Annotated in this window: 22 protein-coding genes; 19 read left to right on the top strand and 3 right to left on the bottom strand. The window is 73.1% G+C overall.

Annotation, left to right across the window (positions count from 1 at the left end; translation table 11 throughout):
* Positions 1-104 precede the first annotated feature (104 nt).
* From ACN265_RS20415 to ACN265_RS20385, 7 genes are all read left to right on the top strand, one after another.
* Positions 105-1,745: a hypothetical protein gene (locus ACN265_RS20415; RefSeq protein WP_421408976.1), complete on the top strand. Its 1,641-nt coding sequence runs from the start codon at positions 105-107 to the stop codon at positions 1,743-1,745.
* Complete coding sequence (locus tag ACN265_RS20410) at positions 1,738-2,667, top strand: glycosyltransferase family 2 protein (RefSeq protein ID WP_421408975.1); 930 nt, start codon at positions 1,738-1,740, stop codon at positions 2,665-2,667. Before ACN265_RS20415 ends, ACN265_RS20410 begins: the two co-directional genes overlap by 8 nt.
* 7 nt (positions 2,668-2,674) lie before the next feature.
* On the top strand, positions 2,675-5,104 hold the full coding sequence (locus ACN265_RS20405) for an O-antigen ligase family protein (RefSeq protein ID WP_421408974.1): 2,430 nt from the start codon (positions 2,675-2,677) through the stop codon (positions 5,102-5,104).
* Positions 5,101-6,711 (top strand): lipopolysaccharide biosynthesis protein, encoded by a 1,611-nt coding sequence (locus tag ACN265_RS20400; RefSeq protein WP_421408973.1) that lies wholly within the window; start codon positions 5,101-5,103, stop codon positions 6,709-6,711. Before ACN265_RS20405 ends, ACN265_RS20400 begins: the two co-directional genes overlap by 4 nt.
* 13 nt (positions 6,712-6,724) lie before the next feature.
* Positions 6,725-7,612, top strand: a complete 888-nt coding sequence (locus ACN265_RS20395) for a sulfotransferase family protein (RefSeq protein ID WP_204927595.1) — start codon at positions 6,725-6,727, stop codon at positions 7,610-7,612.
* Between the two features lie 98 nt (positions 7,613-7,710).
* On the top strand, positions 7,711-8,889 hold the full coding sequence (aroC, locus tag ACN265_RS20390) for a chorismate synthase (protein WP_421408972.1): 1,179 nt from the start codon (positions 7,711-7,713) through the stop codon (positions 8,887-8,889).
* A gap of 28 nt (positions 8,890-8,917) precedes the next feature.
* A complete protein-coding gene (locus ACN265_RS20385) occupies positions 8,918-9,424 on the top strand; it encodes a shikimate kinase (protein WP_421408971.1) in 507 nt (168 codons plus the stop codon).
* Here the strand turns inward: ACN265_RS20385 and ACN265_RS20380 are convergent.
* The gene (locus ACN265_RS20380; protein ID WP_421408970.1) at positions 9,414-10,193 is read right to left on the bottom strand and encodes a cytochrome c oxidase assembly protein; all 780 of its coding nucleotides are present in this window, start codon (positions 10,191-10,193) and stop codon (positions 9,414-9,416) included. The genes ACN265_RS20385 and ACN265_RS20380 overlap by 11 nt on opposite strands.
* On the bottom strand, positions 10,190-10,711 hold the full coding sequence (locus ACN265_RS20375) for a DUF2243 domain-containing protein (protein ID WP_204927591.1): 522 nt from the start codon (positions 10,709-10,711) through the stop codon (positions 10,190-10,192). The genes ACN265_RS20380 and ACN265_RS20375 overlap by 4 nt, the downstream gene beginning before the upstream one ends.
* 163 nt (positions 10,712-10,874) lie before the next feature.
* Between ACN265_RS20375 and aroB the strand changes: the two genes are divergently transcribed.
* From aroB to nusB, 4 genes are all read left to right on the top strand, one after another.
* Positions 10,875-11,951 (top strand): 3-dehydroquinate synthase, encoded by a 1,077-nt coding sequence (gene aroB, locus ACN265_RS20370; RefSeq protein ID WP_204927590.1) that lies wholly within the window; start codon positions 10,875-10,877, stop codon positions 11,949-11,951.
* Positions 11,948-12,406: a type II 3-dehydroquinate dehydratase gene (aroQ, locus tag ACN265_RS20365; protein ID WP_421408969.1), complete on the top strand. Its 459-nt coding sequence runs from the start codon at positions 11,948-11,950 to the stop codon at positions 12,404-12,406. Before aroB ends, aroQ begins: the two co-directional genes overlap by 4 nt.
* Before the next feature lie 139 nt (positions 12,407-12,545).
* Positions 12,546-13,103 (top strand): elongation factor P, encoded by a 558-nt coding sequence (gene efp / locus ACN265_RS20360; RefSeq protein ID WP_088645221.1) that lies wholly within the window; start codon positions 12,546-12,548, stop codon positions 13,101-13,103.
* A gap of 23 nt (positions 13,104-13,126) precedes the next feature.
* Positions 13,127-13,537 (top strand): transcription antitermination factor NusB, encoded by a 411-nt coding sequence (nusB, locus tag ACN265_RS20355; protein ID WP_204927718.1) that lies wholly within the window; start codon positions 13,127-13,129, stop codon positions 13,535-13,537.
* Positions 13,538-13,639: 102 nt separating this feature from the next.
* Here the strand turns inward: nusB and ACN265_RS20350 are convergent, their stop codons facing one another.
* Positions 13,640-14,128: a transcriptional regulator gene (locus tag ACN265_RS20350; protein ID WP_013285505.1), complete on the bottom strand. Its 489-nt coding sequence runs from the start codon at positions 14,126-14,128 to the stop codon at positions 13,640-13,642.
* Positions 14,129-14,414: 286 nt separating this feature from the next.
* Between ACN265_RS20350 and pyrR the strand changes: the two genes are divergently transcribed.
* The 8 genes from pyrR (at position 14,415) to pyrF (ending at position 25,542) form a co-directional block, all read left to right on the top strand.
* Positions 14,415-14,996, top strand: a complete 582-nt coding sequence (pyrR, locus tag ACN265_RS20345; RefSeq protein ID WP_145918925.1) for a bifunctional pyr operon transcriptional regulator/uracil phosphoribosyltransferase PyrR — start codon at positions 14,415-14,417, stop codon at positions 14,994-14,996.
* Positions 14,997-15,045: 49 nt separating this feature from the next.
* A complete protein-coding gene (locus ACN265_RS20340) occupies positions 15,046-15,999 on the top strand; it encodes an aspartate carbamoyltransferase catalytic subunit (protein WP_204927588.1) in 954 nt (317 codons plus the stop codon).
* Positions 15,996-17,327: a dihydroorotase gene (locus tag ACN265_RS20335; protein WP_420119543.1), complete on the top strand. Its 1,332-nt coding sequence runs from the start codon at positions 15,996-15,998 to the stop codon at positions 17,325-17,327. Before ACN265_RS20340 ends, ACN265_RS20335 begins: the two co-directional genes overlap by 4 nt.
* A gap of 238 nt (positions 17,328-17,565) precedes the next feature.
* Positions 17,566-18,765: a glutamine-hydrolyzing carbamoyl-phosphate synthase small subunit gene (carA, locus tag ACN265_RS20330; RefSeq protein ID WP_307826365.1), complete on the top strand. Its 1,200-nt coding sequence runs from the start codon at positions 17,566-17,568 to the stop codon at positions 18,763-18,765.
* Positions 18,758-22,153 (top strand): carbamoyl-phosphate synthase large subunit, encoded by a 3,396-nt coding sequence (carB, locus tag ACN265_RS20325; protein WP_421408968.1) that lies wholly within the window; start codon positions 18,758-18,760, stop codon positions 22,151-22,153. The genes carA and carB overlap by 8 nt, the downstream gene beginning before the upstream one ends.
* A 64-nt stretch (positions 22,154-22,217) precedes the next feature.
* Positions 22,218-23,264, top strand: coding sequence for a quinone-dependent dihydroorotate dehydrogenase (locus ACN265_RS20320; protein WP_421408967.1), 1,047 nt, complete (start codon positions 22,218-22,220; stop codon positions 23,262-23,264).
* A gap of 91 nt (positions 23,265-23,355) precedes the next feature.
* Positions 23,356-24,630, top strand: a complete 1,275-nt coding sequence (locus ACN265_RS20315) for an adenosylmethionine--8-amino-7-oxononanoate transaminase (protein ID WP_421408966.1) — start codon at positions 23,356-23,358, stop codon at positions 24,628-24,630.
* 72 nt (positions 24,631-24,702) lie between these two features.
* Positions 24,703-25,542: an orotidine-5'-phosphate decarboxylase gene (gene pyrF, locus ACN265_RS20310; RefSeq protein WP_204927582.1), complete on the top strand. Its 840-nt coding sequence runs from the start codon at positions 24,703-24,705 to the stop codon at positions 25,540-25,542.
* The last annotated feature ends 60 nt before the right edge of the window (positions 25,543-25,602 follow it).

Raw genomic sequence — 25,602 nt, 5'->3', positions numbered from 1 at the left:
CAGGTGAACGGTCGGCGACAATGGGACAACCAGCGGCTCGCCCCGGGGCCGTCGTCGGCCCGCGCCGACCTGCCCACCCCTCGCATCGCAAGAGGACCTGACTGATGGATGTGACCGACGTCACTCCCGCCCGGCAGCGCCCGGTCGGCCTGGCCGAGTTGGCCCGCATTCCGCTGCGCCGGTGGCGCACGGTGCTCGCCGCCACCGGGCTGGTGATGTTACTGGTGGCCGCCTACCTGCTGGTCTTCCCTGCCACCTACACCGCCACCACGGCCGTGGTGGTGCGCCCGGTGGTCACCGACCCGTTCTCGGTGCCCTCCGGTGGCGCCGACCGGGCGGTCAACATGACCGCCGAGAGCGGGATCGCCACCAGCAACGACGTCATCGACAAGGTCGCCTCGATCACCGGCCGGGACACCACCGCCGTGGCCGACTCGCTCACCGTGGAGACGCCGGTCGGCGGGCAGGTGATGCGGTTCAGCTACGCCGGGCACAGCGAGACCGAGGCGGTCAACGGTGCCAACGGCGCCGCCGAGTCGTACCTCGAACTGCGCAAGGGCATGTACGAGAACCAGCGCGCCGCGGTGCTCAAGTCGTACGACGAGACCATCGCCCTGGTCACCAGCCAGCGCACCACCACCCAGCGGTCGTTGCCGGCCAACCAGGGCTCGTCCAGCCCGTCGCCGCGTACCAGCGCCCTGCTCGACCAGCTACGGGCCCTCAACGACCAGCTCGCCACCCTCGCCGAGCAGCGTTCCAAGATCGCCTCGGCGGACCTGAGCCCCGGTTCGGTCACCAGCGCCGCCCGCGCACCCGTCCCGTCGAGCCGGGACGCCGCCCCGCTGATCCTGGTCGCCGGGCTCCTCGGCGGCCTGCTCGTCGGCGGGCTGGTCGCCTTCGTCCGGGAATCCATGGACCGCCGGGTCCGCACCGCCGGTGAGGCCTCCGCGCTGGTCGGTGCCCCGCTGCTGGGCACCGTCGGACGGGACCGCTCGGGTCGGCTCTCCGACACCGACCTGCGCTACCTGGTGCTGGCCCTGGGCCGCTGGGTGGACGGGCCGGCACCGCTGCCCCTGGTCCTACTCTCCAGCGCCGCCGACGAGCAGCGGGAACAGGTCACCGCCGGGGTCGCCGCGGCGCTGGCCCAGTCCGGGCACGAGGTACGCCTGGGCGTCGCCCCGGAGAGCCAGGAACGCATCCGGGCGCTGCTCACCGACGCGCAGCGCCGGCACCCGGCCGTCGAGCAGACCCGGCCCCGGGTGCCCCGCCCCCGGCCGATGCCCAGCAGCGTCCCGGCCCCGGCCACCACCCCGGCCACCGGCGGCAACCCGGAGGACACCATGGTCATCCCGCCGGTCCGCAAGCCCCGGCCGTTCCCCACCGACGACCCGAAGAACGGTGGCGTCTACCGCTCCACCACCACCTCGGCGGACAAGACCGAGATCATTCCCCGGGTGCTGCCCAAGGAGGCCCCCGCCGCCGACGGTGAGCAGGTTCGCATCGGTGCCGGCGCGGTACGCCTGGTCCCGCTGGAGGCCCCGGTGGCCGCCGGGGTCACCGTGATCGACGCCCCACCCGCCCTGCACGACGAACGGGGTGTCCGGGCCGCCCGGGAGGGACGGGCCGTGCTGGTCGCCGCCCGCGACAAGACCCGCACCGGCCGGCTGGGTCAACTGGTGGACCGGCTGCGCTCGGTGGGCGTCGAACCGGTCGGGTTCGTGGTGACGGGAGAGAAGCGTGACTGAGCCGACCACCACCGCGTACCCGCCGGTGACCGTGGTGATCGCCACCCGGGATCGGCCCGGCCTGCTGGAACGGGCCGTGCGCGCGGTGCTCGACCAGGACTACCCCGGGCCGGTGGAGTGCGTCGTCGTCTACGACCACACCGACCTGCGGGAACTGCACGTCGACGTGCCGGCCGGGCGCACCCTGCGGTACGTCCACAACACCCACCGGCGGGGGCTGCCCGGCGGCCGGAACACCGGCTTCGACACCGCCACCGCCGACCTGATCGCCTTCTGCGACGACGACGACCACTGGCTGCCGGCGAAGCTGCGCCGGCAGGTGGAGCTGCTGGCGCAGCGGCCCGACGCCGCCGCCGCGAGCTGCGGCATCCGGCTGGAAGGGCCGGGCATCGCCAAGGAACGGCAGCTCGACCGGGCCGAGGTCGGCCTGCCCGACTTCGTCGAGGACCGGATCATGGAGGTGCACTCCAGCACCATCCTCATCCGGCGCACCACCTGGGAGGCCATCGGCCCGGTCGACGAGGAACTGCCCGGCGGCTACGGCGAGGACTACGAGTGGCTGCTGCGCATCGCCGGGCACGGCCCGGTGGTGATCGTGCCCGAGGTGCTGGTGGTGGTCGACTGGCACGGCGGGTCGTTCTTCTTCGGCCGCTGGGCGACCATCGTCGAGGCCACCCGCTACCTGCTCGACAAGCACCCCGAGCTGGCCGGCAGCCGTACCGGGCTGGCCCGGCTGCACGGACAGATCGCGTTCGCCCTCGCCTCCGGCCGGCGGCGCGGCGAAGCGGTGCGGGAACTCGGCCGGGTTATCCGGCTCAACCCCCGGGAGAAGCGGGTGCTGGTGACCGTCCCGGTGGTGCTCGGGCTGCTGTCGGGGGAGCGGGTGCTGCAGCTCGCCCAGCGCCGGGGCCGGGGTGTCTGACCGGCGGGTGCCCGGATCACTCGCCGGGCCGCCGCCGCTGCCCACCTGGCCGCTACTGGCCATGTTCGGGCTGGTCCCGCTCTGGTGGATGCTCGGCGGCTTCTACCTGGGCTGGTCGGTGTTCGGGGTGGTGCTGCTGGGCCTGATGGTCACCCGGGGTCGGGTGGCGCTGCCCGCCGGCACCGCCTGCTGGCTGGTGCTGCTCGCCCTGGTGCTGCTCAGCTTCACCCGGCTCGAGCGGGCCACCGCCTACCTCACCTCCGGGCTGCGCTTCGGCTTCATGCTGACCGCGCTGATCGTCTGCGTCTACGTCTACAACCTGGTCCGCGACGGCGTCCCCTGGGAGCAGGTGCTCCGCCCGCTCGGCTGGTACTGGCTGGGCGTGGTCGCCCTCGGCTGGCTGGCCGTGCTGGCACCCAGGTTCCAGCTCACCACCCCGGTGGAGATGCTGCTGCCGGGCAGCATGTCGGGGGAGCGGTTCATCCAGGCGCTGACCCACGTGCGGGCCAACGAGTTCAACCCGGTCTCCCGGGCCCCGATCTACCGGACCGCCGCGCCCTACCCGTACACCAACAACTGGGGTACGGCGTACGCGCTGCTGGTGCCGTGCGTGCTGGCGTACCTGACCTCGGTGCGTACCGGCAAGTTCCGGGTGGCGCTGCTGGTGTCGTTGCCGCTGTCGATGGTGCCGGCGTTCATGACCCTCAACCGGGGCATGTTCCTCGGCCTCGGTGCCGGGCTGACCTACCTGGGCCTGCGGGCGCTGGTACGCGGCAACGCCAAGCTGATCGCCTCGATCGGTGGACTGGTGCTGCTCGTCTGGGTGGTCAGCCTGGTGGTGCCCGTGCAGGAACTGATCGACAACCGGGTCAGCAGCACCGACACCAACGTCGACCGGATGGACCTCTACGTCCGTACCCTCCAGGCCGTCGAGCGCTCGCCCCTGCTCGGGTACGGCGCACCGAACAGCGTCGACACCACGCTCGCCGAGGAACCCCTGGGCACCCAGGGGATGATCTGGCAGGTGCTCTACAGCCACGGCATCCCGGCCCTGATCGCCTTCCTGGGCTGGCTGGCGCTGATCGCCAAGCGGCTGGCCGGCGCGGTCTCCCCGGCCGGGCAGTGGCTGAGCACCATCCCGGTGATCGCCCTGGTGGTGATCCCGGTGTACGCCTACATCGACCCGAACATGTCGGTCATCTTCTTCGCCGTCGGGGCCGGACTGGCGGCGGTCAGCGGGCCGGTGAACCGCACGGTCACCCTCGCGCCCGGGGTCGTCGACGCCCGCACGTCCCGCGCCGCGACGGCCGGCGCCGGCATGCCGTCCTCGCCTGCCGGCACCGTGGCGTCCGGCAGCACGGCGTCCGGCGGTACGGCGTCCGGCAGCACGGCGTCCGGCGGTACGGCGTCCGGCGGTACGGCGACCGGCCGTGCGGCCCCGGGCGGTGCGGCCACGGCGACCGGAACGGCTGCCGTGCCGGCCCGGGCGTCGGCCACCGTCCCGACCCCGCCGACCCGGGCCGCCGCCACCGTGCCACCCCGGTCGACCCGGGCCACCGCTGCCGCGCCACCCCCCGCTTCGCCCGCGCCGGCACCCGGTGCCCCGCCCCGATCCCCGACTCCACCTGTGGCGGCGTCCCCGGTCCCGCCCCGCGTCCCGGTGTCGCCCGTGACGGCAACCCCGGCCCCGCCCCTCGCCCCGGATTCGCCGGTGAGGGCAAACCCGGTCCCGCCGGCAACTCCGGCCCCACCTGCGGCGGCATCCACGCCCGCACCCCGACCCCCGGCGTCGTCCGCGACGACGTCCCCGGCCGCGCCCCCGGTCCCGCCGTCGGCTCCGGGCCGGCCAGCGGCCCCGTCTCCGGTTCCGTCCTGGCCCCCGGCTCAGGCCCCGGCCCGCCCCTGCGCACCCGCCCCGGCGTCGAGCCGGGGAGCGTCGCCGACCCCGCCTCCGGTCGCGCCCCCGCCCCCGACAGCCGGGCAGGTTCCCGACCCGATGCCCCGCCGGACCGCGATCCCCCTTCCCGGGCCGGCCCGACCGCCGGTTCCCGACCAGCCGTCGTCCCCGACCGCCTCTGCGACGCCGTCCCCCGCGCCGTCTCCGACGGCCGCCCCGGCTGCCCGGCCGGCCCCGGCCCGGATCGTGTCTCCGGCTCCGGCTCCGGCTCCGGCTCCGGCTTCGGCTCCGGCTCCGGCCCCGGTTCAGACCTCGGCCCCGGCTCAGACCTCGGCCCCGGTTCCCGCCCGGCCTCCGGCGGCGACATCTGTCAGCGGTCCCCGGCCGGCCGGCGGGGTGGACGCGCCGACGGTGGTGCAACCCGCCCGCACCGGCGGCGACACCCCGCCCGGCGCTGCGGCCGACGACCGTCCCCACGCCCGGGACCAGCGCGACACCGGGGACCAGACCCGCACCGACGACGGCAGGGAGCAGGCATGAGACGACCGGGAACCGGAACCACTCCGGCGGTGCCCCGGCAGCTCGACCGCCGCTCCGCCGAACCGGGGGCGCACCCGTCGACCGGCCCGGCGGCCACCGACGGGACCGACGCGACGGGCGGTGCCGGCGAGGTACGGCGCAGCGCCCGCAGCGGTGCGGTCGGGTTGGTCGGCGCTGCGGTCAACGGCGCGTTGGGTTTCCTGCTCACCGTGGTCATCGTGCGCGGCTTCGGCACCGACGGCTCCGGTGCGCTCTTCACCGCCATCGGCGTGGTCTCCATCCTGGGCGCGGTCTGCTGCGCCGGTGCGGACACCGCCATGGTCTGGGCGCTGCCCCGACGCCGGATCGGCGTCGACGGCGACGCCGCCCGGCTGCTGCCGGTCGCGTTGCTGCCGGTGCTCCTGCTCACCGGGGTCGTGGCGGCGGTGGGCGCGCTCACCGCCGACCGGCTCGCCCCGGTCTTCTTCGAGCGGTCGGACGGGCCGACACTGCTGCGGCTGGCGTTCCTCGCCCTGCCGGTGACCGTGGCGATGACCGTGCTGCTCGCCGCCGTCCGGGCGGTCCGGCCGGTGACCGCCGTGGTCGGCATCCAGTACGTGCTGGTGCCGCTGGCCCGGCCCGTCCTGCTGCTGGCGACCGTCGCCACCGGTGCCGGGGTGGCCGTCGGCTTCGGCGGTTGGCTGCTGCCGGTGGCGTTGGCCGTGGTCGCCGCCGCCGTCCTGCTGCTGCGGCCCCTCGGCCTGCTCGCCGGGGCGCGGCTGCGGCCGGACGGCGCGGACTGGCGTACCCTCTGGGGCTTCGCGTTGCCCCGGGCGGTGTCGGCGGCCATCGACGCCAGCAGCATGTGGGTCGGGGTGCTGCTCACCTCGGCGTTGGCCGGTGCGGACGAGTCGGGTGTCTTCGGTGCGGTCGGCCGGTACGCCCTGGCCGGGCTGCTGATCATGCAGGGGTTGCGGGTGGCCGTCGCACCCCAGTTGTCCCGGCTGCTCGGGCAGGGGCGCACCGCCGACGCGGCGCTGGTCTACCGGCGGGTCACCGTCGTGATCATCCTGCTGTCCTGGCCGGCGTACCTGCTGCTGGCGGTGTTCGCACCCGGGTTCCTCAGCCTCTTCGGCGACGGGTTCACCGTCGGGGCCGCCCCGCTGGCGGTGCTCGCCGGTGCGATGCTGGTCAACTCGGGGGTGGGCATCGTGCAGACGATGCTGCTGATGAGCGGCAACAGCGCCCGCCACCTCCAGGCCACCGTGGTCGGGCTGGCGCTCACCGTCGGGCTGGGCTTCCTGCTCATCCCCGACCACGGCGCGCTCGGCGCGGCGTACGCCTGGACGGCCGGCGTGGTCGCCGAGAACGTGCTGGCCGCGGTGGCGGCCCGGGTGGCGATCGGCGAGCCGCTGCTCACCCGCTCGGTGGGCTGGGCGGCGCTCGGGGCCGGCGGCGGCGCGGCCGTGGTGGCGGTGCTCAGCGCGCTGGTCGCCGGCCGGGGTGTGGCCGGCCTGGCGCTGGCCCTGGTGGTGCTGGCGGTCGTCGCCGTCGGGCTGCTGCTGGACCGGCGGGTCCGGCGTACGGTCCGGGCCGCCGTGACGATGCTCAGGCCGAAACCGGCGTGACGAGAGGGAGACGATGACGATCCGCGACCGCCTCAAGGGTGTGGTCCCGCACCAGGTCACCCACCAGGTGCGCAGCTCGCTGGTCCGGTACGGCGAACGCACCAGCGACCGCCGACCGCTGCCGGACTTCCTGATCACCGGCACCAAGCGGGGCGGCACCACCTCGCTGTGGCGTTACCTGCTGGCGCACCCCCTGGTGCCCCGGCTTTTCCCGGCCTGGAACACCAAGACCTCGCACTACTTCGAGGAGAACTGGGGCCGGGGTGAGGCGTGGTACCGGTCGCACTTTCCGACGGTCCGGCACCGGCAGGCCCTGGAACGCCGGCACGGTGGGCCGGTCCGTGTCGGTGAGGCCGCGCCGCTGTACATGTTCCACCCGCTCGCCGCGCAGCGGGTCGCGGAGCTGATGCCCGACGTCCGGTTGATCTTCCTGCTCCGGGACCCGGTGGAGCGGGCGTACTCGCACTGGAAGGAGCGGCGTACCGAGGGCAGGGAGCCGCTGGACTTCGCCGAGGCGCTGGCCCGGGAGGAGGAACGGACGGCGGGGGAGCGGGAGAAGCTGATCGCCGACCCGACGTACTTCAGCGAGGCGTACGACTGGTACACCTACCGCGCCCGGGGCCGCTACCTGGAGCACCTGACGCCGTGGCTGGACCGGTTCGACCGCTCCCAGCTGCTGATCCTGCCCAGCGAGACGCTGTACGCCGAGCCGGCCGCCACGTACGCCCGGGTGCTGGACTTCCTCGGCCTGCCCCCGCACCAGCTCGCCGCGTACGAGGCGCACAACCACCGGCGCAGCAGCGCCATGCCGGATCAGGTCCGGGCCGAGCTGAGCGCCCACTTCGCCCCGCACAACGCGGCGCTGGAACAGCGGTTGGGGATGCGCTTCGACTGGTCGTGACCGGTGCCGGTGCCGGGCCGGGTGGACCTCGTCGTCCGCAGGGCGGGACGGGCCGGGCACGGTGCCCTCGCCGGGACCGGGCGTGACAGACTGACGCGGTGTTGCGTTGGCTGACTGCAGGTGAATCGCATGGTCCGGCTCTGGTGGCGTTGTTGGAGGGGGTTCCCGCCGGGGTGGCGGTGACTTCCGGTGACATCGCGGGCGAGTTGGCGCGTCGTCGGTTGGGTTATGGCCGGGGTGCGCGGATGGCGTTCGAGCAGGATGAGGTCGAGGTCGTCGGTGGCCTGCGGCACGGGTTGACGTTGGGTAGTCCGGTGGCGATCCGGGTGGGGAACTCGGAGTGGCCGAAGTGGCGGACGGTGATGGCCGCCGACCCGGTCGATGCGGACGAGTTGGCGAGTCAGGCGCGTAACGCCCCGTTGACGCGTCCGCGTCCGGGTCATGCTGATCTGGCCGGGATGCAGAAGTACGGCCACACGGATGCGCGGCCGATCCTGGAGCGGGCCAGTGCTCGGGAGACGGCGGCCCGGGTGGCCGTGGGCGCCGTGGCGAAGGCGCTGGTGAAGCAGGCCCTCGGTATCGAGATCGTGTCGCACGTGGTGGAACTCGGGTCGGTGGCGGTGAAGTCCGGTTTGCGGCCGACGCCCGAGGACGCTGAGCGGATCGACGCGGACCCGTTGCGGTGTCTCGACCCGGACGCGAGCGCGCGGATGGTCGCGGAGGTCGACGCGGCGAAGAAGGCCGCGGACACCCTTGGTGGGGTGGTGGAGGTGTTGGCGTACGGGGTGCCGCCGGGTCTGGGTAGTCACGTGCAGTGGGACCGCAAGCTCGATGCCCGGTTGGCCACCGCGTTGATGTCGATTCAGGCGATCAAGGGTGTGGAGATCGGGGACGGGTGGTTGCAGGCGCGGTCGCGGGGGTCGGAGGCGCACGACGAGATCATGCCCACCGCGACCGGGGTCCGTCGGGTCACCGACCGGGCCGGTGGTTTGGAGGGTGGGATCACCACAGGTGAGCCGGTGCGGGTGCGGGCGGCGATGAAGCCGATCTCGTCGTTGAACCGGGCCCTGGCCACGGTGGATGTGACCACGGGTGAGCCGGCGACGGCGATCAACCAGCGCAGCGACGTGTGTGCCGTTCCCGCTGCGGCGGTGGTCGCGGAGGCGATGGTGGCGTTGGTGCTGGCGGAGGCCGCGGTGGAGAAGTTCGGTGGTGATTCGGTGGCCGAGATCCGCCGTAACCTGACCGGCTACCTCGACAGCCTGATCATCCGGTGAGCGCCGGCTGTCAAGAAAGGCCAACCCGATGACGAAGCCTGTCTGTGTGCTGGTCGGGGCGCCCGGTTCCGGCAAGAGCACCGTCGGCGCGGAGTTGGCCACCCTGCTCGGGGTGGCGTTCCGGGACACCGACACCGACATCGAGCAGATGGCGGGCAAGCCCATTCCGGAGATCTTCATCGACGAGGGTGAGGCGCACTTCCGGGCCCTGGAGCGGGCCGCGGTGCTGGCGGCGTTGACGTCGCACGCCGGGGTGCTCGCCCTGGGAGGCGGGGCGATCCTCGCCGAGGAGAACCGGGCCGCGCTGGTCGGGCACACCGTGGTGCACCTGTCGGTGGAGTTGACCGACGCGGTGAAGCGGGTCGGGCTCGGCGCCGGCCGGCCGTTGCTGTCGGTCAACCCGCGCGCCACCCTGAAGCACCTGATGGACCAGCGTCGGCCGCTCTACGCGGAGGTCGCGACCGCTACGGTGGTCACCGACGGCCGTGCGCCGGAGGGGATCGCCGCCGAGATCGTCGCCCTGCTCAAGCCCTGACCGCCCCCACCCGACGCCGGACCGGCGTCGACCCGTTCCGACGGGGTTCGGGCCGCCAGGTCGCCAGCAGGGCCAGGGCGAGCAGGATCTCGGCCAGGTCGCCGACGTAGTACATCAGGGTCGCCGCAGTCCTGAGCTGGGCGGCCGGGGCGGCGGCGTCGACCAGGCCGGCGTACATCAGCTGGGCGAGGGTGGCGTGGGCGGCGACGGAGAGGCCCAGCACCACCAGGCGTACCGGCACGCCGGGGCGGTGCGGTCCGGGGTCGGGGCCGGCGATCGACCAGGTGAAGACGTACCCGCTGACCAGGAAGTGCAGCAGCAGCACCGGGTGCAGGCCGGGATGGGTCAGGGTGACCCGGTACAGCGGCGTCAGGTGCAGCAGGTAGAGGCCGCCGGCGGTGAGCAGCAGCCCGGTGACCGGATGGCTGGCGACCGTCACGGCCGGCCGGCGCAGCAGCCGCAGGGCGGCCCGGCCGGTGCGGGGTGTGACGCTGCGCAGCGCCAGCGTGCCGGGTGCGCCGAGCACCAGCCCGAGCGGCGCGAGCATGCCGACCAGCAGGTGCTGCCACATGTGCCCGACCAGGTCGTGCGCGGGCAGCAGGGCCACCGCGAGCAGTGCGGTGCCCGCGCCGAAGCTGGCCGTGCGCCAGTGGCTCCACCCGCCCCGTCCCGGGTCGCGTTGGCGCAGCGCGGCGGCCAGGTAACCCCAGAACACCACCGGGGGTACGAGCAGCAGCAGCCCCACCCCGCCGCCGTGTGTCCCGGTCATCGCCGCCCGGCGCAGGTGTCCACGGCCGTGGCCCGGCGCTGCACCGCCCAGCCGAGGGCCACCAGTGCCGCCCCGAGCAGCAGGAAGCCGACGTCCCAGGCGGTCTGGTGCGGGCCGCCGTGCACGTGGTGGATGCCGAGCAGGTGGTGGTCGACGATCCCCTCGACCAGGTTGAACAGTCCCCACCCGACCAGCGCCCAGCCCCAGAGTGCGCCGGAGCGCCACAGCCGGCCCCGGGACCGGGTGACCCGGGAGTAGAGCAGGGCCAGCCCGGTGAGCACCGCCACCCAGGTCACCACGTGGAACAGCCCGTCCCACAGGGTGTTCATCTGCAACCCGGGCACGGTGTCCACCGGGTACGCCCTGATCCCGACGTTGTCGCTGCCGGTGCTGCTGAGCATGTGGTGCCACTGGAGCACCTGGTGCAGGACGATGCCGTCGACGAAGCCGCCGAGGCCGACGCCGAGGACGATGGCCGGGAGCCGGATGTCCGCGCCGTCGACGGTGGTGCTGCCCATGGGGTTCCTCCACGTTCGGGTCGGCACGTTCGGTCGGTCCCGTCCCCGGTGCCCGGGTCCCGTGGGGCTAAACGCCGGCCCGGCTCCCGGGTCACGCCGGGGTGGGCCGCCATCAGGTGGACACTCCCCGTGCCGGAGCCGACGCTGGACTAGGCTGCCGGCGATGGACGAGGTGACCCGGATTCCGGTCGGCGGCGAACGGCCGTACGACGTACTGGTCGGGCGGGGCCTGCTGGCCGAGCTGCCCGCGTTGCTGCCCGACGCGACCCGGACGGCGGTGCTGTACGCGCCGCCCCTGCGGGCGTTGGCCGAGGAGATCGGCGAGCGGTTGGCCGGGGCGGGGATCACCCCGCTGGCGATCGAGGTGCCCGACGCCGAGGCGGGCAAGCGGGTCGAGGTGGCCGCCGACTGCTGGGAGCAGCTCGGGGCGGCCGGCTTCACCCGTACCGATGCGGTGGTCGGGGTGGGCGGCGGTGCGGTGACCGACCTGGCCGGCTTCGTCGCGGCCTGCTGGTTGCGCGGGGTGCGGTGGGTGCCGGTGGCGACCTCGCTGCTCGGCATGGTCGACGCCGCCGTCGGCGGCAAGACCGGGGTGAACACGGCGGCCGGCAAGAACCTGGTGGGGTCCTTCCACCCGCCGGTCGGGGTGCTGGCCGACCTGGGCACGCTGGACAGCCTCCCGCCGGCCGACCTGGCCGCCGGGCTGGCCGAGGTGGTCAAGTGCGGTTTCATCGCCGACCCGGTGATCCTGGACCTGGTCGAGGCGGACCCGGCGGCCGCCGTCGACCCGACCGGCCCGGTGGCCCGGGAGCTGATCGAGCGGGCGATCCGGGTGAAGGCCGACGTGGTCTCCGGCGACCTGCGCGAGTCGGGGGTGCGGGAGGTGCTCAACTACGGGCACACGCTGGCGCACGCGATCGAGAAGGTCGAGGGGTACCGCTGGCGGCACGGGCACGCGGTCTCCGTCGGCACCGTGTATGCCGGCACGCTCGCCCGGCTGGCCGGGCGGCTCGACGCGGCGACCGCCGAGCGGCACCGCCGGGTGCTGTCCGCGCTGGACCTGCCGACCAGCTACCCGGCGGACGCCTGGCCGGACCTGCTGGCGGCGATGCGGGTGGACAAGAAGGCCCGGGGGAGCCGGTTGCGGTTCGTGGTGCTCGACGGTCTGGCCCGTCCGGCGATCCTGGACGGCCCGGACGACGAACTGCTGCACGCCGCCTACCGGGAGGTCAGCCGGTGACCGGCCCCGACACCCCCCGGGTGTACGTGCTCAACGGGCCGAACCTGGGCCGGCTGGGCACCCGCCAGGTCGACGTGTACGGCGTGACCAGCTATGCCGACCTGGTGACGCTCTGCGTCGAGACGGGCCGTGAGCTGGGGTTGGACGTGGTGGTGCGGCAGACCGAGGCGGAACACGAACTCGTCGGCTGGCTGCACGGGGCGGCGGACGAGGGCGCGTCGGTGGTGCTCAACCCGGCCGCCTGGTCGCACTACTCGATCGCGGTCCGCGACGCCTGCGCGTTGCTGCGTGCCCCCCTGGTCGAGGTGCACATCTCCAACATCCACGCCCGGGAGGAGTTCCGGCACCACTCGGTGGTGTCGGCGGTGGCCACCGGGGTGATCTGCGGCCTGGGCGTGGACGGCTACCGGCTCGCGCTGCGGCACCTCGCCACCCGGCTCGCCGGGGCCGACTGAACCACCGCCCGTTACTCTGTGTGATTGTCGGCCCGGTCCGTGGGGGGTGTGGCGGGCCTCCGTTGACGGCCCCGCCGCCGATTAGACGCAGCTAGTAGACTTGTCAGGTCTGTCCGCCAATTGATGATCAAGGCAGGAAATGGCATCCACCAACGACCTCAAGAACGGCCTGGTACTCAACCTCGACGGGGAGCTGTGGTCCGTCGTCGAGTTCCAGCACGTCAAGCCCGGTAAGGGTGGGGCGTTCGTCCGCACGACGCTGAAGAACGTGCTGTCCGGCAAGGTCGTCGACAAGACCTTCAACGCGGGCACCAAGGTCGAGACCGCCACCGTCGACAAGCGCACCATGCAGTACCTGTACGCCGACGGTGAGGACTACGTCTTCATGGATCTGGAGACGTTCGACCAGATCACCGTCCCCGGCGGCACCGTCGGCGAGGCCGCCAACTACCTCCTCCCCGAGGCCGAGGCGACCGTCGCCACCCACGAGGGTGTGCCGCTCTACATCGAGCTGCCCACCAGCGTGGTGCTCCAGGTCACCTACACCGAGCCGGGTCTGCAGGGCGACCGGTCGACCGGCGGCAACAAGCCGGCCACCGTCGAGACCGGTGCGACCGTGCAGGTGCCGCTGTTCATCACCACCGACGAGAAGATCAAGGTCGACACCCGCGACGGCCGTTACCTCGGCCGAGCCTGATGGCCGAGGGCGCCAAGCAGCAGATGCCGGCGCGCCGCAAGGCGCGCAAGCGGGCGCTGGACGTGCTCTTCGAGGCCGACCTGCGGGACCGGCCCCCGGTCGAGGTGCTCGCCGGCTACGTCGAGCGGATCGAGAAGCCGCGTCCGGAACACCTGGACTACGCGATCGGTCTGGTCGAGGGGGTCGCCGGGCATCTCGACCGGATCGACGAGGTGATCGCCAGCTACGCCGAGGGCTGGACCCTGGACCGGATGCCGGCGGTCGACCGCAACCTGGCCCGGATCGCCGTCTACGAGCTGCTCTACGTCGACGAGATCGACGACGCGGTGGCGATCAGCGAGGCGGTGGAACTGGCCCGGCAGATGTCCACCGACGATTCGCCGCGTTTCCTCAACGGCATCCTCGGCCGGATCGCCGAGTACGCCACCCGCTGAGCGTGGTCGCCCGTGCCCTGCGTGGCGTGGGCGGACCCGCACGCTGTGACGAGAAGGGCCCGTGCCGGACGGCACGGGCCCTTCTCGTTGCGTGACCGCGGATCAGGAGGCGAAGAACGCCCGCGGGTCGGCGACCAGCACACCGTGCTCGGTGAGCCGTTCGATCAGACCGGACGGCGAGGCGTCGTAGACGATCGCCAGGGCGCGCAGGTCGTCGGCGCGGATGGAGAGCACCCGGCCGTTGTAGTCGCCACGCTGCTGCTGGATGGCACGGGCGTAGCGGGCGACGTAGGCGAGGTCCTCGGAGGCCTCGTCGTACAGCCGCTCCAGGTCGAGGACGATCTTGCTGGTGGGCTCGTGCCGTACCCCGCTGCCGTCGGGCAACAGCTCCGAGACGGGAACGCGGTAGAAGTCGGCCAGCTCCGCCAGTCGGGACACGGTGACGGCCCGGTCGCCGCGCTCGTACGAGCCGACCACCACCGCCTTCCAGCGTCCGTTCGACTTCTCCTCCACCCCCTGCAGGGACAGGCCCTGCTGCTGGCGGATGGAGCGCAGGCGGGCGCCCAGCGACTTGGCGTATTCAGAGGGCATTCGGACACTCCCAGTGCTGTGCTTGGGGTTCTCCCCGCGATCGCTACGGAGCGTGACGGTACGGGGATTGCGACACGTGGTCAAGTGCTCGTGACATTCCCATCGGAGATAGCGGGTGAGTTGTCCGCATTTCACCGTCCTGATCCGGGGATCAGTGGGTCGCGGCGAACGGCCAGGTGACCGCTGGTAACGTGGCCGCCAGCCCCGGTCGGGCCCCCACGACCCGACCGGACACCCCCGACATCCTTTAACGACCCGTCCCGTGAGGCGGGGAAGGAGGTCCGCCGTGGCCTGCCCACCGGCTGCCGACCCGTCGCCCGAGCGGCAACCCTCGGTGAAGGTGATCCTCGCCAGCGCCGACGTCCAGCGCGTCGTCGACCGGATCGCCCACCAGATCCTGGAGAAGACCCAGGGCGCCGCCGACACCGTCCTGCTGGGCATCCCCACCCGGGGCGCCCCGCTGGCCCGGCGGCTCGCCGCCCGGATCAGCACCTTCGAGGACGTCGACGTCCCGGTCGGGGTGCTCGACATCACCCTCTACCGCGACGACCTGCGCCGGCACGCCACCCGCGCGGTCGGCCCGACCCAGCTTCCCCCCGGCGGCATCGACGGCAAGCGGGTCGTCCTCGTCGACGACGTGCTCTTCTCCGGCCGTACCGTCCGGGCCGCCCTCGACGCCCTCAACGACGTCGGCCGGCCCGCCTCGGTGCAGCTCGCCGTGCTGGTCGACCGGGGCCACCGGGAGCTGCCGATCCGCGCCGACTACGTCGGCAAGAACATCCCGACCGCGCTCGCCGAGAGCGTCAAGGTCACCCTCGTCGAGACCGACGGCGCCGACGAGGTCCGGCTCTGCGGGGGGACCCGGTGACCGCGACCCGACGCCACCCGGCAGGCCCGAACGAGAGGCGGCCCCGCTCATGATCAGACACCTGCTCTCCGGGGGCGACCTGGACGCCGGCACCGCCACCGAGATCCTCGACACCGCCGCCGAGATGGCCACGGTCGCCGGCCGGGAGGTCAAGAAGCTGCCGGCGCTGCGCGGCCGGACGGTGGTGAACCTCTTCTACGAGGACTCCACCCGGACCCGGATCTCGTTCGAGGCCGCCGCCAAGCGGCTCAGCGCCGACGTGATCAACTTTTCCGCCAAGGGTTCCAGCGTCACCAAGGGCGAGAGCCTGAAGGACACCGCGCTGACCCTCCAGGCGATGGGGGCCGACGCGGTGGTCGTCCGGCACCCCGCCTCCGGGGCCCCGCACCGGCTGGCCAACTGGGTGGACGGCTCGGTGGTCAACGCCGGTGACGGCACGCACGAGCACCCGACCCAGGCACTGCTCGACGCGTACACCATGCGGGCCCGGCTGGGCCGGCTCGCCGGCCTGCACGTGGCGATCGTCGGCGACGTGCTGCACTCCCGGGTGGCCCGCTCCAACGTGCTGCTGCTGAGCACCCTCGGCGCCAAGGTCACCCTGGTCGGCCCCCCGACGCTGATCCCGGTCGACTGGGCCGCCCGCGCCGGCGTCGGATCCGTGGCGACCGACGCCGACCCCGGCACCGACGTCTGCTACGACCTCGACGCGGTGCTGCCCGGGGTGGACGTGGTGATGATGCTGCGGGTGCAGCGGGAACGGATGAACGACTCCTACTTCCCCTCGGCCCGCGAGTACGCCCGCCGCTACGGGCTGGACGGCCCGCGCCTGCGCCGGCTGCCCGAGCACGCGATCGTCATGCACCCCGGGCCGATGAACCGGGGGATGGAGATCACCCCCGAGGTCGCCGACTCGCCCCGCTCCACCATCGTCGAACAGGTCGCCAACGGGGTCTCCGTGCGGATGGCCGTGCTCTACCTGCTGCTCGGAGGGAACAACCGGTGACCGCGTACCTGATCAAGAACGTGAGCGTCGTCGGCGGCGCGCCGACCGACCTGCTGATCCGCGACGGCGTCGTGGCCGAGACCGGCACCGGGCTGGACGCGCCGGACGCCGCCGTCGTCGACGGCACCGGGCTGGTCGCCCTGCCCGGCCTGGTCGACCTGCACACCCACCTGCGCGAACCCGGCCGGGAGGACGCCGAGACCGTGGAGTCCGGCTCCCGGGCGGCGGCGCTCGGCGGCTACACCGCGGTCTGCGCGATGGCGAACACCTCGCCGGTCGCCGACACCGCCGGCGTCGTCGAGCAGGTGTGGCGGCTCGGCCGGCAGGCCGGGCTGGTCGACGTGCAGCCGATCGGCGCGGTCACCGTCGGCCTGGCCGGCGAGCGGCTGGCCGAGCTGGGTGCGATGGCCGACTCGCCGGCCCGGGTACGGATCTTCTCCGACGACGGGCACTGCGTCGCCGACCCGAAGCTGATGCGCCGGGCCCTGGAGTACGTCAAGGCGTTCGACGGGATCATCGCCCAGCACGCCGAGGAGCCCCGGCTCACCGAGGGCGCGCAGATGCACGAGGGTGAGGTCTCCACCCGGCTCGGGCTGACCGGCTGGCCGGCCGTCGCCGAGGAGGCGATCATCGCCCGGGACGTGCTGCTCGCCGAGCACGTCGGCAGCCGGCTGCACGTCTGCCACGTCTCGACCGCCGGCAGCGTCGAGGTGCTGCGCCAGGCCAAGGCGCGCGGGGTACGGGTCACCGCCGAGGTCACCCCGCACCACCTGCTGCTCACCGACGAGGTGGTGGCCGGGCGCGGCACCCTGGCCAGCCCCGCGCTCGGGGCCGACTGGAGCCCGACGGCCAGCTACGACCCGGTGTTCAAGGTCAACCCGCCGCTGCGCACCGGCACCGACGTCGCCGCGCTGCGCGCCGCGCTCGCCGAGGGCGTCATCGACGTCGTCGCCACCGACCACGCCCCGCACGCCGTGGAGGACAAGGAGTGCGAGTGGGCGTACGCCAGGCCGGGCATGCTCGGCCTGGAGACGGCGCTGTCCATCGCCCTCGACGTGCTCGGCCCCCGGTGGGACCTGATCGCCGACCGGATGTCCCGGACCCCGGCCCGGATCGCCGGCCTCGACGACCACGGCCTCGACCCGGCGCCCGGGGTGCCGGCGAACCTGACCCTGGTCGACCCGGCCGCCCGCCGGGTGGTCGAGCCCGCGGAGCTGGCCAGCCGCAGTCGCAACACCCCGTACGCCCGCATGACGCTGCCGGGTCGCATCGTGGCGACCTTCCTGCGCGGCGAGCCGACGGTCCTGGACGGAAAGGCTGTCAAGTGATCCGAGCGAGGAACGTAGCGAAGCGGAGTCCCGCAGTCCGGATCGGAGGGGACGCATGATCCGAGCGAGGAACGTAGCGAAGCGGAGTCCCGCAGTCCGGATCGGAGGGGACGCATGATCCGAGCGAGGAACGTAGCGAAGCGGAGTCCCGCAGTCCGGATCGGAGGGGACGCATGATCCGAGCGAGGAACGTAGCGAAGCGGAGTCCCGCAGTCCGGATCGGAGGAGACGCAGCATGGTGAAACGTAGGTCCGCGATCCTCGTGCTGGAGGACGGGCGCACCTTCCACGGTGAGTCGTACGGCAGTGTCGGGGAGACCTTCGGCGAGGCGGTCTTCAACACCGGGATGACCGGCTACCAGGAGACCCTGACCGACCCGTCCTACCACCGGCAGGTGGTGGTGCAGACCGCCCCGCACATCGGCAACACCGGGGTCAACGGCGAGGACGACGAGTCCGACCGGATCTGGGTCGCCGGGTACGTGGTCCGTGACCCGGCCCGGATCGGCTCCAACTGGCGGGCCACCGGCGGGCTGGAGGACCGGCTCGGTGTGGAGGGCGTGGTGGGCATCGCCGGGGTGGACACCCGGGCGCTCACCCGGCACCTGCGGGAACGGGGCGCGATGCGGGTCGGCATCTCCAGCGTCGAGGACGACCCGCGTGCCCTGCTGGAGCGGGTCCGGCAGTCCCCGCAGATGGTCGGCGCGGACCTGTCCGCCGAGGTGAGCACCGCCGCGCCGTACGTGGTCGAGGCGGAGGGTGAGCACCGGTACACCGTCGCCGCGCTGGACCTGGGCATCAAGCGCAACGTGCCGCGGCGGCTGGCCGCCCGGGGGGTCACCACCCACGTGCTGCCCGCCGGCTCCACCATCGACGACCTGCTGGCCACCGGCGCGGACGCGGTCTTCTTCTCGCCCGGCCCGGGTGACCCGGCCACCGCCGACGGGCCGGTGGCGCTGGCCCGGGAGGTGCTGAGCCGGCGGATTCCGCTGTTCGGCATCTGCTTCGGCAGTCAGATCCTCGGCCGGGCGCTCGGCTTCGGCACCTACAAGCTCGGCTACGGCCACCGGGGCATCAACCAGCCGGTGCTCGACCGGGCCACCGGCAAGGTCGAGGTGACCAGCCACAACCACGGCTTCGCGGTGGCCTGGCCGGGCCGCGGCGACGGGCCGGCCGGTGCGGTCGTCCCCGACCAGGTCATCGAGACCGAGTTCGGTGGCGTGCAGGTGTCGCACGTCTGCCTCAACGACAACGTCGTCGAGGGGCTGCGGGCCGTGGACGTGCCCGCCTTCACCGTCCAGTACCACCCGGAGGCGGCAGCCGGCCCGCACGACGCCGACTACCTCTTCGACCGTTTCGCCGAGCTGATCGAGGGCCGTGGCCCCGACGGGCAGCCCGGCGCGGGCCGGAACCACAGCGAGGGGCGCACGAATGCCTAAGCGCGACGATCTCAAGCACATCCTGGTGATCGGCTCCGGGCCGATCGTGATCGGACAGGCCTGCGAGTTCGACTACTCCGGCACCCAGGCCTGCCGGGTGCTGCGCAGCGAGGGGATCCGGGTCAGCCTGGTCAACTCCAATCCGGCGACCATCATGACCGACCCGGAGTTCGCCGACGCCACCTACGTCGAGCCGATCACCCCGGAGTTCGTCGAGCTGGTCATCGCCAAGGAGCGGCCCGACGCCCTGCTGCCCACCCTGGGCGGGCAGACCGCGTTGAACACGGCGGTTGCCCTGCACGCGGCCGGGGTGCTCGACAAGTACGGCGTCGAGCTGATCGGCGCGAACATCGAGGCGATCAACCGGGGTGAGGACCGCCAGCTGTTCAAGGAGATCGTCGCCAAGGCCGGCGTCCGGCTGGGGCTGCCCGACCCGGACGCGCTGGTGCCCCGCTCGCGGGTCTGCCACTCGATGGACGAGGTCCGCGAGACGGTCGCCGAGCTGGGCCTGCCGGTGGTGATCCGGCCGTCGTTCACCATGGGTGGCCTGGGTTCGGGCATGGCGCACACCGACGAGGACCTGGACCGCATCGCCGGGGCCGGCCTGGCCGCCAGCCCGGTGCACGAGGTGCTCATCGAGGAGAGCGTGCTCGGTTGGAAGGAGTACGAGCTCGAACTGATGCGCGACCGGCACGACAACGTGGTGGTGGTCTGCTCGATCGAGAACGTCGACCCGATGGGCGTGCACACCGGCGACAGCGTCACGGTCGCCCCGGCGATGACGCTCACCGACCGGGAGTACCAGAACCTGCGTGACCTGGGCATCGCGGTGCTGCGCGAGGTCGGGGTGGACACCGGCGGCTGCAACATCCAGTTCGCGGTGAACCCGGCCGACGGCCGGATCGTGGTGATCGAGATGAACCCCCGGGTGTCCCGGTCGTCGGCGCTGGCGTCGAAGGCCACCGGCTTCCCGATCGCCAAGATCGCCGCGAAGTTGGCCATCGGCTACACCCTCGACGAGATCCCCAACGACATCACGTTGAAGACGCCCGCCGCGTTCGAGCCGACGCTGGACTACGTGGTGGTGAAGATCCCCCGGTTCGCGTTCGAGAAGTTCCCGGGCGCGGACCCGGAGCTGACCACCACGATGAAGTCGGTAGGCGAGGCGATGAGCCTGGGCCGGAACTTCACCGAGGCGCTCAACAAGGCGATGCGGTCGATGGAAACCAAGTCGTCGGGTTTCTGGACCACCCCGGACCCGCAGGGCGCGACGCGGGAGAACACCCTCGCCGCGCTGGGGATGCCGCACGACGGCCGGCTCTACACCGTCGAGCGGGCGCTGCGGCTGGGCGCGTCGGTCGCCGAGGTCTCGGCGGCCTCCTGCGGGATCGACCCGTGGTTCCTGGACCAGATCGCCGGTCTGGTCGAGCTGCGGGCCGAGATCGTGGCCGCCCCGGTGCTCGACGCCGGGCTGTTGCGCCGGGCCAAGCGGGCCGGGCTGTCCGACCGGCAGCTCGCCGCGCTGCGCCCGGAGCTGGCCGCCGAGGACGGGGTACGCACCCTGCGGCACCGGCTCGACGTGCGGCCGGTCTACAAGACGGTGGACACCTGCGCCGCCGAGTTCGAGGCGACCACCCCGTACCACTACTCCACGTACGACGAGGAGACCGAGGTCGCCGCGTCGGACCGGCCCAAGGTGCTGATCCTGGGGTCCGGGCCTAACCGGATCGGCCAGGGCATCGAGTTCGACTACTCCTGCGTGCACGCCGTCCAGGCGCTGCGGACCGCCCCGCGCGGTACGGCGGGCGCCGTCGCGGCGGACGCGGCCGGTTCCGTCGGCTACGAGACCGTGATGGTCAACTGCAACCCGGAGACGGTCTCCACCGACTACGACACCGCCGACCGGCTCTACTTCGAGCCGTTGACCTTCGAGGACGTGCTGGAGGTCTGGCACGCCGAGGACTCGTCCGGCCGGGCGGCCGGCGGCCCCGGCGTGGTCGGGGTGATCGTTCAGCTCGGCGGGCAGACCCCGCTGGGGCTGGCGCAGCGGCTCAAGGACGCCGGGGTGCCGGTGGTGGGCACCTCCCCGGAGTCGATCCACCTGGCCGAGGAGCGCGGCGCGTTCGGCCTGGTGCTGGCCCGGGCCGGCCTGCGCGCCCCGGCACACGGCATGGCCACCTCGTACGACGAGGCGAAGGCGATCGCCGACGAGATCGGCTACCCGGTGCTGGTGCGCCCGTCGTACGTGCTCGGCGGGCGGGGCATGGAGATCGTCTACGACGACGCCACGCTGCGCGACTACATCGGCCGGGCCACCGACATCTCCCCGGACCACCCGGTGCTGGTCGACCGGTTCCTCGACGACGCCATCGAGATCGACGTCGACGCGCTCTGCGACGCCGACGGCGAGGTCTACCTCGGTGGGGTGATGGAGCACATCGAGGAGGCCGGCATCCACTCTGGCGACTCGTCGTGCGCGCTGCCGCCGATCACGCTGGCCGGCTCGCACCTGAGCGAGGTGCGCCGCTACACCGAGGCGATCGCCCGGGGCGTGGGGGTGCGTGGGCTGCTCAACGTCCAGTACGCCCTCAAGGACGACATGCTCTACGTGCTGGAGGCGAACCCGCGGGCGTCCCGGACGGTCCCGTTCGTGTCGAAGGCCACCGCCGTGCCGCTGGCCAAGGCGGCGGCCCGGATCGCGCTCGGCGGGACCATCGCCGAGCTGCGCGCCGAGGGGCTGCTTCCGGCGACCGGCGACGGCGGCGAGCTGCCGCCGGACGCCCCGATCGCGGTGAAGGAGGCGGTGCTGCCGTTCAAGCGGTTCCGCACCCCGACCGGCAAGGGCGTCGACTCGCTGCTCGGCCCGGAGATGAAGTCCACCGGCGAGGTGATGGGCATCGACACCAGCTTCGGGCACGCGTTCGCCAAGAGCCAGTCCGCCGCGTACGGCTCGCTGCCGACCACCGGGAGGATCTTCGTCTCGGTGGCCAACCGGGACAAGCGGGCCATGATCTTCCCGATCAAGCGGTTGGCCGACCTGGGCTTCGAGATCGTCGCCACCACGGGTACCGCCGAGCTGCTGCGCCGGCACGGCATCGCCTGTGAGCAGATCCGCAAGCACTACCAGAGCGGTGAGGGCGCGGACGCGGTGTCGATGATCCTCGCCGGCGACGTGGCCCTGGTGGTGAACACCCCGCAGGGTTCGGGCGCGAGCGCCCGCTCGGACGGCTACGAGATCCGCAGCGCCGCCGTCACGGCCGACATCCCGTGCATCACCACCGTGCCGGGGGTGGCGGCGGCGGTGATGGGCATCGAGGCCCGCATCCGGGGCGACATGCGGGTGCGCCCCCTGCAGGAGCTCCACGCCGCCCTCCGGGCCGCCCAGTGACCCCCGACCCCCACCCCCCGCTCACCCCGCACCCCCCGCTCGAGGGCGTCGGCCGGGAGGGAACATGATGTTCGAGCGGGGTGTACGGCGGGCGCTGTTCCGGATCGGCGGCGGCGACGCGGAGGCGGCGCACGACTGGACGCTGCGCCGGTTGGCGACCCTGTCCCGGCGACCGGCGGCGCTGGCGCTGCTGCGGGCCCGCAACCTGCACCGGGCGCCCCGGACGGTGTTCGGGGTGGAGTTCCCCAACCCGGTGGGCCTGGCGGCGGGGATGGACAAGAACGGGGTGGCCCTGCCGGCCTGGCCGGCGCTCGGGTTCGGCTTCGTCGAGGTGGGCACGGTCACCGCGCACGCCCAGCCGGGCAACCCCCGCCCCCGGCTGTTCCGGCTGCCCGACAGCGCGGCCGTGATCAACCGGATGGGCTTCAACAACGCCGGGGCGCAGGCCCTGGCCGACCGGCTGGCCGCCGCGCCCCGCCCGCTGGGGGTGCCGCTGGGCATCTCGCTGGGCAAGTCCAAGGTGACCCCGCTGGAGGACGCGGTCGAGGACTACCTCACCTCGTACCGGGCGTTGCGCGGTTACGGCGACTACTTCGCGGTCAACGTCTCCTCGCCGAACACCCCGGGGCTGCGCTCGTTGCAGGACAAGGCGCACCTGGACGCCCTGCTGGCCGCCCTGGTGGGGGAGAAGCCGGTGCTGGTGAAGATCGCCCCGGACCTCACCGAGCCGGCCGTGGCGGAGCTGCTGGAGGTGTGCCTGGCCCGGGGTGCGGCCGGCGTGATCGCCACCAACACCACGCTGGCCCGCGACGGGCTCGCCCCCGCCGACCGGGACCGGGGCGTGGAGACCGGGGGCCTGTCCGGCCGTCCGCTGACCGGGCGGGCCCGGGAGATGGTCGCGTTCGTGCACCGGGAGACCGGGGGGCGGCTCCCGGTGATCGGGGTCGGCGGGATCCTCGACCCGGACGACGCGGCCCGGATGTTCGACGCGGGGGCCAGCCTGGTCCAGCTCTACACCGGGTTCATCTACCGGGGGCCGGCCCTGGTGCGGGCCGCCGCCCGGGTTCCGGTCGGGGTTCCGGCGGGTGACCGGGCGGTGAGCGGCCGGTGAGCCGGCGGGCGCGTCCGGGGTTCCGGTCGTGCCCGTCCGGAGCGCCCGTCCGCCCCGGCGCCGCCACCGACGAGGGTACGGAGGAGCACGCGTGACGCCCGAGGAGATCCTGACCGTCGACCGGGCTCGCGTCTGGCACCCGTACGCGGCGCTGCCGCCGGCCCACCCGCCGTACGTGGTGCACAGCGCGCAGGGTGTCCGGCTGCGGTTGGCCGACGGCCGGGAACTGGTCGACGGGATGTCGTCGTGGTGGGCGGCGATCCACGGGTACCGGCATCCGGTGCTGGACGCGGCCGTCACCGACCAGCTCGGCCGGATGAGTCACGTGATGTTCGGCGGGCTCACCCACGAGCCGGCGGTCCGGTTGGCCGAGACGCTCGTCGAGTTGGCCCCGGACGGCCTGGAACACGTCTTCCTGGCCGACTCGGGTTCGGTGTCGGTCGAGGTGGCGATCAAGATGTGCCTGCAGTACCAGCGGGCCACCGGTCGGCCGCGGCGTCGTCGGCTGGGCACCTGGCGGGGCGGTTACCACGGCGACACGTTCCACCCGATGAGCGTCTGCGACCCGGAGGGCGGCATGCACCACCTCTGGGGTGACGTGCTGCCCCGGCAGGTCTTCGCGCCGGTGCCGCCCGGTGGCTTCGCCGACCCGCCCGACCCGGCGTACGTGACGGCGTTGACCGACGCGGTCGCCCGGCACGCCGACGAGTTGGCGGCGGTGATCGTCGAGCCGGTGGTGCAGGGGGCCGGCGGGATGCGGTTCCACCATCCCGGGTACCTGCGGGTGCTGCGCGAGGTGACCCGGGCGCACGGGGTGCTGCTGATCTTCGACGAGATCGCCACCGGGTTCGGCCGGACCGGGTCGATGTTCGCCGCCGGGCACGCCGGGGTGACCCCGGACGTGCTCTGCGTGGGCAAGGCGCTCACCGGCGGCTACCTCACCCTGGCGGCGGCGTTGTGCACGCCGGAGGTGGCCCGGGGCATCTCCGCCGACGGGGTGCTGGCCCACGGGCCGACGTTCATGGGCAACCCGTTGGCCTGTGCCGTCGCCAACGCCTCCCTGGGGCTGCTGCGGGCCGGCGACTGGGCGGCCGGGGTGGCGCGGGTGGGTGCGGGGCTACGGGCCGGTCTGGAGCCGTTGCGGGGCGCGCCGGGGGTGGCGGACGTCCGGGTGCTGGGCGCGATCGGTGTGGTGCAGCTCGACCACGAGGTGGACCTGGCGGCGGCGACGGCCGCCGCGGTGGAGCGGGGCGTGTGGCTGCGTCCCTTCCGGGACCTGGTGTACACGATGCCGCCGTACGTGACCGGGGACGACGACGTGGCCCGGATCGCGGCCGGGATCGCCGCCGCCGTGGCGGCCGGCTGAGCACCGGGGGCGCAACCGGGGCGGCGAACGTCGCCCCGTGGCAGGGAAGCGCGAGACGAGAGGGAGTAACGGATGGAGACCTTCGGAACCCGTCTGCACCGGGCGGTGGCCGAACGCGGGCCGCTCTGTGTGGGCATCGATCCGCATCCGGGTCTGCTGGCCCGATGGGGCCTTGAGGACGACGTCGACGGTCTGGAACGGTTCGTCCGGACCGTCGCGGAAGCGCTCGGTGACCGGGTTGCGGTGTTCAAGCCTCAGTCGGCCTTCTTCGAGCGATTCGGGAGCCGCGGGGTGGCGATTCTTGAGTCAACTATCCGACAGTTACGTGATGTTGGCGCGCTCGTTCTTCTCGACGCCAAGCGTGGCGACATCGGTTCGACGGTCGCCGCGTACGCCTCCGCGTACCTTGATCCATCCAGCCCGATGTATGTCGACGCGCTCACGGCGAGCCCCTACCTGGGAGTAGGTTCGCTGGCCCCGATGTTCGAGACGGCCGCCGCGCACGGTGGCGGGGTCTTCGTGTTAGCGCTCACCTCGAACCCCGAGGGGGCGGAGGTGCAGCGTGCCGTCACCTCCGGTGGGCGTACCGTCGCACAGCTTGTTATCGATGAGATTTCCCAGCTCAACAGGGGTGCCGAGCCGCTGGGCAGCTTCGGATTGGTGGTCGGCGCGACCATCGGCGCCACCGGTCACGACCTGTCCCGGGTCAATGGCCCACTGCTCGCTCCGGGCCTCGGAGCGCAGGGTGCGACGGCCGCCGATCTACCCACCGTGTTCGGTCCGAACCTGTCCGCAGTGTTGCCGTCGTACTCCCGGGAGGTGCTCAACGCGGGTCCGGACGCCGACGCGTTGCGGGCCGCGGCGGCCCGGGTGGCGGCCGACTGCCGGCGCATTCTGGCTTCCGGACACTGACTGACGGCTCGGTCACTTTACGTTGATCATCGCGCGTCCACGTTGCCGAAAACTCCGTCG

The sequence above is a fragment of the Micromonospora sp. WMMD730 genome (assembly GCF_049178955.1).
Classification (GTDB): domain Bacteria; phylum Actinomycetota; class Actinomycetes; order Mycobacteriales; family Micromonosporaceae; genus Micromonospora; species Micromonospora wenchangensis.
This window is presented reverse-complemented; position numbering and strand designations above follow the sequence as displayed.